Origin of the sequence: Wolbachia endosymbiont (group A) of Volucella bombylans (assembly GCF_964026965.1) — a bacterium.
Lineage (GTDB): Bacteria > Pseudomonadota > Alphaproteobacteria > Rickettsiales > Anaplasmataceae > Wolbachia > Wolbachia pipientis.
Genome location: NZ_OZ034717.1, coordinates 1,008,213 through 1,020,601, shown reverse-complemented (window position 1 = coordinate 1,020,601; position 12,389 = coordinate 1,008,213). Strand labels below are relative to the sequence as shown.

The following is a 12,389-nucleotide window of genomic DNA, read 5'->3' as shown; positions in this document are numbered from 1 at the left end:
GATTAGTGAGTAATGGTTATACAATATGAATGGTGGGGTATCAGGCAAGGAAAAAGTTATACGCACTGCTTTCGATTTTAAGGAGCCTTACAGCGATTGGCGTCAAATTTTTAAACGTCCTAATCAACAGTATAACCCTTCCAACTATGATTCGTCGAGCGAAATAAATGAACACGATATAGAAACTCAAAAGATTAAAGAAGGTGATGGCCATGATTCAGGTATTAGTTCCGATGATGAGGATGACCGGACAACTTATACAGCAGTACAATTAACTAATGATTCTCTTGATAGCCAAAGATATACAGGAATATATATTCCAACAACAACTGATGGTTGGGTAGGTGAAAATAATCATCAGACTGGTTTATCAGGTAATTTGCCAGACGGAAGTAATAATCCACAAATTTTTGAAAGTACTGATTCAGTAGAGCATAATTCTACCTGCAATGATCATGTAATTTGTGATTCAGGTCACAATTCTGACGATGAGGATCAGTTTAAACTGTTGTACGAAAAGGAGAAAATAGAAGCACAAAATAATCAAAAATATACAGAAAATGTATGTAATCCAACAAATGGTGGTTTGTTAGGTGAAAGTGATAATCAACAGATTTCTGAAGATACAGAAATAACTTCTGATTGTAATCCAGATGATTCAGATCCAAAAGGGAATGAGGGCTATGGTTCAGATGGTTCTTGTGAAAGTAAAGAAAATTTGACAAAGGGCGCTGGTGGTAGTAATCAGACTTTTGAAGGTGAACAGAAAAGCTCAGAATTTCCGAAAGTTGACAATTGGTTAGATAGTGATGGGAACTCAGAAGATAGTTCGGACTCAAAAAAGGGTTCGTACTATAGCTCAGGTAATTTTGATTCAATGGAGTTAACAGATGATTTGGATTCAGAAGATGATAATCCTTTTCTAAAAGACTCACTTTTTATGAAACTAAAAATGTCGTTAACTCAAAGTAAACAGGATCTGATTGATAAATGCTGTGGGGAGGTGAGAGGTATAACAGAACAAAATGAACAAAAAGATATAAAAAATACTCCAGAAAGTATTAAGTGCATAGTAGCTAAATACTTAGAAAAAGAAGTAATGTTAAATTTAAAATGTAGTTGTTGTAACAAAACTGTAACAAATACAGTATTTGAAGAAATAAAAGATCTTACTAGTGGTAGTCATATAAGTAACAGAAGTAACACTTTTGTATTTGATAACTTTCCCTATCAAAGTAAAGATAAAAACTGTAACAAAGAAAGTGAAGATCAAAACTGTAACAAAAAAAATGAAGTGTCCGAAGAGGACATTATCAAAAGCATTGTTAGTAATTTATTGTTAGAAGGTGGGAAGGTAAAACGCCATAATTTTTTCGATGGGAATGAGTTTGAGCAGATAGTTACTTGTAATGGATTTGATGATGGTCTTTCTGAGAAATGTAAGGAAATTGAAAGCAAGCTAAAAGGTTTAGCATATGAAAGTATTGTAAACAAAAGCAAGCAGACTCAAAATGTATTAGGAGTAGACAAGGATAATAGATATTTTTGTATAGAGTACTCGCAAGATAGTATTGTTGAAGTTGCAGAAATCCTAAACAATGAAAAAGCCAAAGACTTAAATTTCAGAGTTGGCATACTCAAAATTGGAGAAAGTATAGTAAGAGTTGAAAATGTAGAAGAAATAGGGGGAAAAAGAAATTACATGGATGTCTCAAAAGGTGGTATTGAAATGTCTTTTACTACTGAGGTAGGAGAGATAAGTATTTATCTAAGTCCTAGTGAGAAAGGCAGCAATAAAATAAAAGTGGAGATTGATGGGGAAAACAGAGCAAGGCTTAATGAGTTAAAAAATAGGGGAAAAAGTTTAGGGGAAAACTGTCTTTTAGGAGGAAAAAGTGTTGAGGAAGCTATAGAGCATGAAAGTTTTGAAAGATATGGCAGTGTACCTAACACTGCTATGAAGGAACCTAGCTTAGGTTGCGTTGCTAACATAGCAAGGGGGGGATAAGCTTGCAGAGATAAAATGATGGGCCAAATTGGCGGTATTTTGCTCTTGTAATGTACTTCAAAATTGCAAAGTTTGCACTAGATAGAACTTAATTGACAGACAAGAATCAACTGACAGAAAAATTTACATAGTCAAACAATCACAGAATAAACTAGTGAATTTTTTGAAAAGTATATAAAATTCAAGTTTAAGTAAATAGCATGGCACTTAGACTCATTCCAGATAACCTCAATATAAAATTTAGTAAATATAGGGATTTGACTGCATTAATTAGCATTATTCTTATCATCTTTTCAATATTCACTGTTGTGCTGCGTGGAGTGAACTTAGGCATAGACTTTGCAGGCGGAATTTTGATAGAGATAAAATCTTCAGATGAGAATCACTCTATTCTCGATGCATTAAAAGAAAATGGTTTTACAGTGCAGAGTTCAAAAGCGGGTGATAATTTAGTCATGCGTTTTAAAGATGAAGGAGATGAAGATAAAATCAAAAAGATAAAAAGCATACTAGAAGAAAAGCTGGGGAGCTCAATAAGCTATCGTAAAATAGACTATGTTGGCCCACAAATAAGCTCAACACAAATATTTGAAGGAATGTTATCCATGTTGATCGCAATTGTTGGAATATTTTTTTACGTTTGGTTTAGATTTAATTGGCAATGTGGATTCAGTGGAATAACAGCACTGATTCATGACGTGATTTTAACTGTTGGTTTTATTAGCCTAACTGGCATTGAGTTTAATATTTCATCAGTTGCAGCTCTTCTCACTGTCATTGGTTATTCAATCAATAACTCAGTAATTATATACGATCGGATTCGAGAGTATTGCAAGAGTGGTAAAAGTGGGCGGATGAGTGAGATAGTAGATGCAAGTATCAACGCTACATTATTTCGCACTATATTAACCTCGGGTACAACCCTTCTTGCTGCTCTTCCTTTGGCATTAATCTGCACAGATGCAGTGAAAGACTTCAGCTTGATCATTTTTTTTGGTATTTTGATTGGCACTTGTTCTGCAATATTTATTTCTGCTCCTATATTAACCTACAGAGCTTTGATAAGTAGATTGTAGAAGTGTTTAGTCGCGGTATAATATCAACTTATTATCTCTTATAGTGAAATGAAAATACCTTAAAAAGCTCATTCCAAGTAGTGAATGAGACATAGAATGAGTGTTAACGCTTGCCTGTACATCATTAATCAAAAAATTTCCTATTTTAACTTGAGGTATTTGAACCACTCCAGCTTTTATTTGACCTTTCGCAGTTTCATATATTTTAAAATCCTGAACATTTTGTAAGTTAATACCAACATGTAATGCGTCTTTTTGTGATAGAACAATATCGGTTGCTCCAGTATCAAGCAAAAACGTTATATTGCGATCATTGACTTGAGCCTGAATATAAAAGTGTCCATCATATGACTTCGTAAATTCAATACTTCCACTATTCTGACCGCTATTTTGAATTCTTCCTTTATATGGTAAAAAAGTACTGAGAAATCTGTCGCTTAGTTTGTCCCTTTGTGAATCAATAAGCATTGCAGTAGTGGCTATTATTAGCAACCAAATAACTAGATTTTTCACCGCGTTCATATTGTTAAAATTTGAAGCTATTAAAATAAATTTTAAAGATCAGCGTTAAAAGTTATTATTAAAAATAAGTAAATTTCATTGTTTTAGTACAATATTTAGTATACACTTTAAGAAGATATGTTTGATTTAATTTCATGTCAGAAGCAAAAAGTTTAATTTTGGCAGCTATCCTTTCCATGTTAATCATGGTGTCTTGGCGTATTATTTATGATAATTTTTTTAGTACAAACCAAAACCAGCCATTGATTGAACATATCGAATCTTTTAACGACCTTGCTCCTATAATATACCAAAATCGTTCTGAAATTATTAATTCTACTCGAGAACAGAGGGTTAGTTTAACCAATAACATGATTAAAGGATCAATTTCTCTGAAAGGTGCAAGGTTTGATGACTTAATTTTAACTAATTACCACTTAGAACCGAGTTCTTCTTCTCCACAAGTGGTGTTACTGTCACCTGCAGAATCAAAAGATGTATATTTTGCAGAATTTGGGTGGCTCGATCCGAGTAACAAGATTAAAGTTCCAGATTCTAAAGCAGTCTGGCGAGCAGATAAACTTAATCAAAAAGAGGTCAATTTATCTTGGGACAATGAGAATGGCATTTTATTTAGAATGAAAATTAACCTCGACGATAATTACATGTTTAAAGTTGAGCAAGTTGTTGAAAATAATACAAAGGATAATGTAGTTTTGGTTCCTTATGGTAAAATTAACCGTAAACGTGACAATATCAACGAATCTTATTGGATATCCCATGAAGGAGTACTGGGTGCATTTGATAATAAACTAGAGGAGTGGACATATAAGGATATTTCCAAAAAACATTTAATAAAAGCAAGCACGAGTGAAAAAAATTGGTTTGGTTTTGCTGATAAATACTGGCTCACAGCCATCATACCTGAAAAATCTGATAAAATAAATGTAAGCATTAAACATACTAACGCTAATGATATTGATAAATTTCAAGTAGATTTTGTTAAGTCTTATAAGAGTATACTTCCTGGTGCAAGCACTTCTAATGTGAATTATTTTTTTGCTGGAGCAAAAAAGTTGAATTTACTGGATTCTTATAAGGATACTCTCAATATACCTTTGTTTGATAAAGCTGTAGATTTTGGTGTTCTTTACTTTATAACTAAACCAGTGTTTTTACTGCTTGAATACTTTAACTTCGTTTTAAAGAATTTTGGCTTAGCAATATTATTGCTGACTTTAGTAATCAAACTTTTGATGCTTCCCTTATCTAATAGATCATATGTTTCAATGTTCAAGGTGAAAAGCTTGCAGCCTGAGCTAACTCGTGTAAAAGAGTTGTATAAAAATGACAGCTTAAAGCAGCATAAAGAGACAATTGCATTGTTTAAGAGAAACAACGTAAATCCAATGTCGAGCATTTTTCCCATGCTAATACAAATACCGGTATTTTTTGCTCTATATAAAGTATTATTTGTTACTATAGAGATGAGGCATGCTCCTTTTTTTTTATGGATTAAGGATCTTTCAGCTCCTGACCCAACGAACATCTTTACATTATTTGGGTTGTTTAATTATAACTTTCCTATTTCTATAGGCATTTTACCTATAATTTTCGGTGCCACCATGATAATTCAGCAGAAGCTAAGTGAGAAAGATCAAACCAGTAAAGATGATATTCAAGTAAATGTTATGAAGTTTTTACCTTACATTTCTGTCTTTATTTTTTCTTCTTTTCCTGCCGGCCTGGTAATATATTGGATATTTAGTAATATTATAACTCTAATTCAACAGTCATTAATAAAGTTGTTTTTAACAAAAAAAGTGGTAGTAAATGTCGAGAATACTAATAGTTAATTCGATTTATTATACTGAAATAGCGAACCTTTTGCTTGAAGGTGCAATTGATAAATTAAAAGGCAGTAATGCCAGTTACGATGTAGTTGAGGTTCCTGGTACATTTGAGATACCAGCTACAATTCTTTTTGCAGTCAAGAGTGGGCATACTAATTATGATGGTTATTTAGCTCTTGGGTGCGTAATTCGCGGTGAAACCGATCATTATCAATATGTTTGTAAAGGAGTAATTGAAGGCTTAAATGAGGTTGTTATGCATTATGCAATACCCCTTGGTATGGGTGTAATTACCGCTGACAGCAAAGATAAAGCACTAGTTAGAGCTGATAAAAACAAAAAGAACGTTGGTGGCCATGCAGCCTCAACTGTTTTGCGTATGATAGATTTACACAATAAATTAAAATAATGGAGGAAAAACCAGTAGATAAAAAGTGGCGCATAAAAAGAAGCACGGCAAGATTTCTTGCTGTACAAATTGCTTATTCAAATATTTTCGTAGGTTACAACAAAAGCACTTTTAAACTGGAAAATTGTGAGCTTAAGGACTACATAAATAAGTTGAAAGATATATTTGAATGTGAAGAATTTGAACATCAGTTCTTAGAAAACTTGTTATATAAGGTTATAAAAAGCAGTGAAGAATATGATAAAATAATAGAGTCTTATTTACACCCAAGTTGGTCCCTTTCACGGTTAAATCTTATAAGCTTATCTATTTTGCGTGTTGCAATATGTGAGTTAGCTAATTGTGATACGCCAGTTCCAGTTGTCATTAATGAATATACTAACATTGCATCTGATTTACTTGATAAACCAAGCGAAATTGGTTTTATTAATGGGTTATTGGATAAGGCAAAAGATGCAGTTAAATTAAATAAAAATCCTTAGCAATTATAGCCAGCAAGCACAAGGTGTCATCCGAGTAGCTGCTGTATGAACATTGTCTACCAGATCCCAGTGTCAGCTACTTGGATGACAAGAAAGGGAGCACTGGAATGACATTATCTGTTGTGCAATTTACCTTCAAAAATGAATGTTTGTACAGTTATGTGTCAAGCACTGGGATGACAAGAAAGGGAACACTGGAATTTTTGTTTCAGCATTAGCCATGCATCTAAACAGATACGTTGCCTTGAGAATCGCAACATCCATGCAGTTATGCGCGTAACACTAAAAATCAAAAAAAACAAAGAGGCAGACTTAATCTACCTCTTTTATTTCACTTGGCTATACTGTCTGTTGTTGAGAAGCAACTTGTTCAACAATAAGCGAGCCTAAATAAGTGTTAACCTCTTTAGCACCCTCTTTTTCTAAACCTAATGTTTTATTCCATTCTGTTTTATCTACCATACGCGTCAAGTTAAGGAATGTAGAGAGCTTAAAGTAGATACCCTGGTCTTCCTATATCTGTCTTTCAAAGAAAACTTTGACCAGATTATAGTAAGCTTTTTTAGAAAAATTTTTAAATTATTGACAATATTGTTTAATATCAAAAAGAGCTCTCTAACCCGCCTTTTCAATTCAATAAATGCCTTTGTTAAACTGAGCTCCGTGTTCTTTTTTAGTTTTACACAGCCAATCATTCCGTGAAATACGAGAATAGCACATAATTTTGCGTATAGCTCGCACAATACTCTAAATGGATTTGTCTTTCCTTTTAGTTTATCAAGATTGATATGACTTTTATATAGTTTAAATAGTAATTCGATTTGCCATCTTACTCTATAAACCGTCAATATTTGTTCAGCATTAATTTTACTCTCTGGAACATTAGTTATAAATATTGACCAATCTAATAACTTTTGATTCTTTTGAGAAGATGTATATCCATGTGACTTTGCTAATTTATTAGCCTTTCTTCTTCTAGCCATAGACTGTTCTTCAGTTAGCTTTTGACATATAATTCTTACCTTAATTTTTACTTCCTTTCCTAATAATACTTCTTTTTCTGAAGATAATTGACCTTCTAAATACTCCAATAGCTCTATTTTTTGATTTGTTTCTATATCATATATATTGGTATCAGACTTATAACGACTAACAAAATATGCACCTGCTTCATCAATCTGTTTAAAAGAACTAGGCACAAAGTAGCCCAAGTCAAATATTAGCAAATCATTGGCTGATAAACCGTTCAGATAATCCCTATAACCTTGATCCGACCTTATTCCTTCCATAAAATTTAACTTATCTAGCGCTTGATTCAGGTAATCAAAGACTAACTGTAGCTTTATTCCTGATTTGGTATTATTCTCACAATCTCTATAGCTACTGCCATATCCTTTGTACATATCTTCCATGCTACTGGGCAGGCTAATGTAGCTGCTATCCAATAATTTAACGCTTCCAAATTGCTGTAAAATTTTGCAATCAATCTGTAGACTTTTTTTAAATAAACACAAAGCTTCGTTATACATTTTTTTCATGAACTCAACTGCTTCTTCACTAAACCTAAAATCTAAACCCTGTTTTGTAATTTCTATCGAGTCTTCATTTAGCAATTGGCACATTGTTTCTATGCTGCAATCATCAACTCCTATGTTACCAAAAACCATAGCTTTTATGAATGATGAGCCATTAAGTTTTCTCTTTCTTTTTATAAAACCTACTGCAATTGATATTTCGTCTGCTTTTTCATTAAAGAATTCATTGAGGTCTTTTGATAAGCAAGCTATTCTGTCCATTGTAAGTTCTCTCATTCATATATCCAAGAGAATTTATACCTTATTATTTTCCTTCACTCTATCAACTTTACTTACACTTTTCCTTAACTTGACGCGTATGGTTTTATCTACTGTCTCGAACTTACCTTCTTTGTTTTTCACTTCTAGTGAATCTATCTCGAAGAGTGAAGTATTGCCTAGCTTATTGGTAAACTGATTAATATCAACAATAATACGGTAGTTCTTGCCTTCTAAGCTGAAGTCTATATAATATTTATCCTTTTCTACCTTACCTTCTTCATCTTTAACTTGGTTATTCCTTGCAATTTCCCTAAATGCGTCTTCTGTTACTAGCAACCCATCCTTAATAACCTTCAGAGCTTTCAACTCAGATATTTCGTTATTTTTGCTGATAGCATATATTGCTAAATAAGTCAGCGCAGCAGCAACAAATGCTAAAACGCCCATTCCAAGTGGTGTAGCTGCAAAAGCTGCTAGCTTGCAAGTTGAAGGCCTCCAAAGCGGTGTTGAAAGTATTGCTAATCCACCTATAACGTATATAGCAGTAAATGCAACAAATACAGTGTTTGCTTTGTGGAGCTGGCCACAATGATTTTTGAAAGTTAGCATAAACGACTTCATTTAATAAAATATTAATATGCTTAAATTGTGTATAAAAGAACTGTCATAGTCAAGCTTTTTCGTAAGCTACCTGCCGCTTGAGCCAAAGCCCCCTGCATTGCGACCGGTTTCTTCTGCGCAGAATTCTTCTCTGTCATCCCAAATTACCTGAGATACAGGAGAAATAAGGATTTGTGCGATTCTATCTCCTCTTTTTATTTCGTATGGCTGATTACTTAGATTAATTAGACAAATTTTAACTTCACCTCGATAATCAGAGTCTATAGTGCCCGGAGAATTTAAGACAGTGATTCCATGTTTTGCAGCAAGACCAGAACGTGGGCGGATTTGCCCCTCAAAACCGTTTGGTATTGCAATCACAATTCCAGTTGGAACAAGTAATCTTTCAAGTGGATTTAAAACAGCAGAATCATTCAATGCAGCATAAAGATCCATGCCAGCACTCTGCGTAGTTGCATAACATGGAAGAGACAAGTCTTCTCCGTGTGATAATCTTTTTATTTCTACTTTAATTTTACTTCTTTGCACTCCAATTTACCATCTATGAAGACTCAATTATAGCATGTAAATTGTATCTGCAAAAGTGATAAATGTTACATCGTAAATGATGTCATTCCAGCGCGTGACGCTAGGCCATAAAATTCCTTGACAAGTTCAGTGCTCCTTTTTTTGTCATCCCAGTGCCCCTATGATGTCATTCCAGTCTGGAATCTAGTCCTTATTATGCAGCCACTTGGTTGAAATTAAGTCTTCTGGATCCCAGTGTCTGGGCACTGGGATGACACCCTGACAACCGTCATCCCGCTACTTGTTAGCGGGATCTAGAGATACCGCGAATGAATCGCGGTATGACGTGGATTGCTGTCATTCCAGTGTCAGCTACTTGAATGACACCCTCTTGGTATTCGTGTGGTTGTAAGCAGTATAGCTATAAATCACTCACAATCAATATGCTTGAATTACTCTCAGTAAATAAATCAAGCATAATGTTAGGTATTCTACCATCAACTATGTGAACAACTCCAGCACATTCCTCCGCCATTTTAACGTATGCCATAAGCCTTTCAATAAATTTTTCCCCTTTAATTTTCCCACAATCAATCGATGCATTTAAATTTTTAACAGATATCTTCCTGCCACCAATTTTATCTATTTCTTCATCTGTGTCACTCAAGATTATCATTTTAGATGCAGAAACTGCAATTGCAATTGCGCTTGCAGTGCTATCGGCATCAATATGATACGTTTCCCCATCTTTTCCATGACCAATTGGTGCAATAACTGGTATAAAATCTGATTCTTCAATAAAAAATAATATATCAGGATTGATTTCAGTGGGTCTACCGATGAACCCCATGTCTAATATCTTTTCGATATTATTTGATCTATCTTCTCTAAGCGTAGCGGTTATTTTTTCGGCTTTAATTAAGTGACCATCTTTTCCACATAATCCAATAGCTGAACCACCAGCAGAATTTATATACTGAACAATTTTTTTATTAACTGAACCACACAGTGCCATTTCAATGATTTTCATAGTGTCTTTGTCTGTAAGTCTGATACCATTCACAAACTTACTGTTCATATCCAGCATTTTTAACACTGAGTTAATTTCATATTCTCCGTCATGAATTATTACCGGATTTATACCAAGCTGCTTCAACAAGACAACATTATGCACAAAAGTATTAAATAGTGTTTCATCTAAGATTATTGTACCACCGCATTTAATGACAAAAGTCTCGCCTACAAAGCTAGGTATGTTAGATAGCACTTCAAGTAATATTTCTGCTTTTTGTTCAAATGATACCTCACCCTTTAAAAATTCACTACTCTTCATTTTTTTATCTTGTAAACTTGAAAAACTCATCTCTTACCTTGGTTATTTTATGCTTAACACGGATGCTCATTTGATGAATTGACACATTCTCATTATTAATCCATTTTTGAATATCTTCTATAACAGCACCTAAGCTTTTTTGACTTACTTTATCTATTTTTGTTAGCACAATGTTAAAGTTAATGTTATTATATATTAACCAATAAATGAAGTCTTTGTCTATTTCTTTTAATCCTACCTTGCTATCTATCAACACAAACACTCTTCTTAGATTTCTTCTTTGAATTAGATAATACTCAATTAAGTTTAAATATTGTATAATTTCCTCCTTACCTGCATGAGAATAACCATACCCTGGCAGGTCAACAAGCCTGAACTTATCATTGTACATAGAGTAAAAATTTATTTGTCTAGTGCATCCAGGTTTAGAGGAAACTCTGGCAGCTTTTTTGCTGTTTATCAGTAAGTTAATCAGACTGGATTTTCCTACATTTGATCTACCAGCAAACGCAATCTCTGGAGCCGATTCATCTGGTAATGTTTTTATGTCCGAAGCTCCAAATATGAAATTGCAGTTTGATGTTATCTGTTTTGCCATTATATTCAACTAGAAGGTAGTAGGTATATTATAGTGTTATTGCTTGATATAAGAAATTTTTTATTTCAGTATATATTACTTAGCTAGATCTGTGCTATATGGATATGGAAAATAATTTACAAGACTTAAAGAAAAAATTTAATGATATAGAGAGGAATTTGGAAAATCCTACCAATTTAAGTCAAAAAGAATTCATTACCCTTTCAAAGGAATACTCTGAGCTCAGGCCAATAATCAAGATAATTGATGAATATAACACGCTGAAAGAGGAAATTTCAGACTTAGAAGAAATAATGAAAGATGAAAACAGCGAAGGTGATATAAAAGAGTTAGCAAAAGAAGAATTTTTCGAAAAGCACAAGGTATTATTACCAAAAATAAAAGCAAAATTAAAGTTAGCATTATTGCCCAAAGATGAAGATGACTCAAGAAATGCAATATTAGAAATTAGAGCAGGTACAGGCGGAGAAGAAGCAGCATTATTTGCAGCAATGTTATTTCGTATGTATCAAAAATATGCAGAAAGAAGAAATTGGAAGTTCGAGCCAATAAGCATTTCTAATACAGGTATAGGTGGCTATAAGGAAGCTTCTGCACTCATTAATGGAACAGAAGTTTTTGCAAGGTTGAAATTTGAATCAGGGGTGCACAGAGTACAGAGAGTGCCAGAAACTGAATCCTCAGGAAGGTTGCATACCTCTGCCGCTACTGTTGCGATATTACCTGAAGTAGAAGAAGTTGACTTTAAAATAGAAGAAAAAGACTTACGAATAGATGTTTATAGATCCAGTGGTCCTGGAGGGCAATCAGTGAATACAACTGACAGCGCAGTAAGGGTCACCCACTTGCCAACAGGGATAGTTGTGATACAGCAAGATGAAAAATCGCAGCACAAAAATAAAGCTAAAGCGCTCAAAGTATTGAGGGCAAGGCTATACGAAATTGAAAGACAAAAAAAAGAAATGGAAAGGTCAACAATGAGGAAAAGCCAAATTGGCTCTGGTGATCGTTCCGAGCGCATAAGAACATATAACTTTCCACAATCAAGAATAACAGATCATAGAATTAATCTAACTTCACATCGGTTAGAGCAGATTATAAAAGAAGGTGAACTAGATGAATTTATTGAGGCATTAATTTCACGCAATGAAGCAGAAAGATTGGCCGGGGAAAGTTAGCAGCCTACAATGGAATATCTTTATTAA

At 33.8% G+C, this 12,389-nt stretch carries 13 protein-coding genes; 6 read left to right on the top strand and 7 right to left on the bottom strand.

Features of this window, described 5'->3' with window-relative positions:
* Nucleotides 1–25 precede the first annotated feature (25 nt).
* A complete protein-coding gene (locus tag AAGD51_RS05145; RefSeq protein WP_341810390.1) occupies nt 26–2,008 on the top strand; it encodes a hypothetical protein in 1,983 nt (660 codons plus the stop codon).
* A 200-nt stretch (nt 2,009–2,208) separates the two neighbouring features.
* Nucleotides 2,209–3,084 carry a protein translocase subunit SecF gene (gene secF, locus AAGD51_RS05140; RefSeq protein ID WP_006279649.1) on the top strand — a complete coding sequence of 292 codons (876 nt, stop codon included), beginning with the start codon at nt 2,209–2,211 and terminating at the stop codon, nt 3,082–3,084.
* Between the two features lie 6 nt (nt 3,085–3,090).
* Here the strand turns inward: secF and AAGD51_RS05135 are convergent, their stop codons facing one another.
* Nucleotides 3,091–3,606, bottom strand: a complete 516-nt coding sequence (locus AAGD51_RS05135; RefSeq protein ID WP_006279648.1) for a TIGR02281 family clan AA aspartic protease — start codon at nt 3,604–3,606, stop codon at nt 3,091–3,093.
* A 134-nt stretch (nt 3,607–3,740) separates the two neighbouring features.
* On the opposite strand from AAGD51_RS05135, the gene yidC reads away from it, so the two are divergent.
* The 3 genes from yidC to nusB are packed head-to-tail and all read left to right on the top strand — an operon-like array spanning nt 3,741 to nt 6,329.
* Nucleotides 3,741–5,441: a membrane protein insertase YidC gene (yidC, locus tag AAGD51_RS05130; RefSeq protein WP_253303451.1), complete on the top strand. Its 1,701-nt coding sequence runs from the start codon at nt 3,741–3,743 to the stop codon at nt 5,439–5,441.
* Nucleotides 5,419–5,847, top strand: coding sequence for a 6,7-dimethyl-8-ribityllumazine synthase (locus AAGD51_RS05125; RefSeq protein ID WP_006279647.1), 429 nt, complete (start codon nt 5,419–5,421; stop codon nt 5,845–5,847). The genes yidC and AAGD51_RS05125 overlap by 23 nt, the downstream gene beginning before the upstream one ends.
* Complete coding sequence (nusB, locus tag AAGD51_RS05120) at nt 5,847–6,329, top strand: transcription antitermination factor NusB (RefSeq protein WP_007549265.1); 483 nt, start codon at nt 5,847–5,849, stop codon at nt 6,327–6,329. The genes AAGD51_RS05125 and nusB overlap by 1 nt, the downstream gene beginning before the upstream one ends.
* Nucleotides 6,330–6,668: 339 nt before the next feature.
* On the opposite strand, the gene AAGD51_RS05115 is transcribed toward nusB, so the two are convergent.
* From AAGD51_RS05115 to yihA, 6 genes are all read right to left on the bottom strand, one after another.
* Nucleotides 6,669–6,791, bottom strand: coding sequence for a hypothetical protein (locus tag AAGD51_RS05115; protein WP_255324039.1), 123 nt, complete (start codon nt 6,789–6,791; stop codon nt 6,669–6,671).
* Between the two features lie 5 nt (nt 6,792–6,796).
* The gene (locus AAGD51_RS05110; RefSeq protein WP_041573564.1) at nt 6,797–8,125 is read right to left on the bottom strand and encodes an IS4-like element ISWosp9 family transposase; all 1,329 of its coding nucleotides are present in this window, start codon (nt 8,123–8,125) and stop codon (nt 6,797–6,799) included.
* Between the two features lie 33 nt (nt 8,126–8,158).
* Nucleotides 8,159–8,734, bottom strand: coding sequence for a hypothetical protein (locus AAGD51_RS05105; protein WP_236514537.1), 576 nt, complete (start codon nt 8,732–8,734; stop codon nt 8,159–8,161).
* 78 nt (nt 8,735–8,812) lie between these two features.
* Nucleotides 8,813–9,274 (bottom strand): dUTP diphosphatase, encoded by a 462-nt coding sequence (gene dut / locus AAGD51_RS05100; RefSeq protein ID WP_006279458.1) that lies wholly within the window; start codon nt 9,272–9,274, stop codon nt 8,813–8,815.
* A gap of 400 nt (nt 9,275–9,674) precedes the next feature.
* On the bottom strand, nt 9,675–10,586 hold the full coding sequence (gene argB / locus AAGD51_RS05090; protein ID WP_006279509.1) for an acetylglutamate kinase: 912 nt from the start codon (nt 10,584–10,586) through the stop codon (nt 9,675–9,677).
* A 4-nt stretch (nt 10,587–10,590) separates the two neighbouring features.
* A complete protein-coding gene (gene yihA / locus AAGD51_RS05085) occupies nt 10,591–11,184 on the bottom strand; it encodes a ribosome biogenesis GTP-binding protein YihA/YsxC (protein WP_015588868.1) in 594 nt (197 codons plus the stop codon).
* Between the two features lie 98 nt (nt 11,185–11,282).
* Between yihA and prfA the strand changes: the two genes are divergently transcribed.
* On the top strand, nt 11,283–12,362 hold the full coding sequence (gene prfA / locus AAGD51_RS05080; protein ID WP_007548640.1) for a peptide chain release factor 1: 1,080 nt from the start codon (nt 11,283–11,285) through the stop codon (nt 12,360–12,362).
* The last annotated feature ends 27 nt before the right edge of the window (nt 12,363–12,389 follow it).

Bases quoted from the DNA above. Each gene is read 5' to 3' on its own strand.
- yihA (WP_015588868.1), bottom strand. From the start codon at position 11,184: ATGGCAAAACAGATAACATCAAACTGCAATTTCATATTTGGAGCTTCG.
- AAGD51_RS05135 (WP_006279648.1), bottom strand. From the start codon at position 3,606: ATGAACGCGGTGAAAAATCTAGTTATTTGGTTGCTAATAATAGCCACT.
- AAGD51_RS05110 (WP_041573564.1), bottom strand. From the start codon at position 8,125: ATGGACAGAATAGCTTGCTTATCAAAAGACCTCAATGAATTCTTTAAT.
- yidC (WP_253303451.1), top strand. From the start codon at position 3,741: ATGTCAGAAGCAAAAAGTTTAATTTTGGCAGCTATCCTTTCCATGTTA.
- argB (WP_006279509.1), bottom strand. From the start codon at position 10,586: ATGAAGAGTAGTGAATTTTTAAAGGGTGAGGTATCATTTGAACAAAAA.
- nusB (WP_007549265.1), top strand. From the start codon at position 5,847: ATGGAGGAAAAACCAGTAGATAAAAAGTGGCGCATAAAAAGAAGCACG.
- secF (WP_006279649.1), top strand. From the start codon at position 2,209: ATGGCACTTAGACTCATTCCAGATAACCTCAATATAAAATTTAGTAAA.
- AAGD51_RS05125 (WP_006279647.1), top strand. From the start codon at position 5,419: ATGTCGAGAATACTAATAGTTAATTCGATTTATTATACTGAAATAGCG.
- prfA (WP_007548640.1), top strand. From the start codon at position 11,283: ATGGATATGGAAAATAATTTACAAGACTTAAAGAAAAAATTTAATGAT.
- AAGD51_RS05105 (WP_236514537.1), bottom strand. From the start codon at position 8,734: ATGCTAACTTTCAAAAATCATTGTGGCCAGCTCCACAAAGCAAACACT.
- AAGD51_RS05145 (WP_341810390.1), top strand. From the start codon at position 26: ATGAATGGTGGGGTATCAGGCAAGGAAAAAGTTATACGCACTGCTTTC.
- AAGD51_RS05115 (WP_255324039.1), bottom strand. From the start codon at position 6,791: ATGGTAGATAAAACAGAATGGAATAAAACATTAGGTTTAGAAAAAGAG.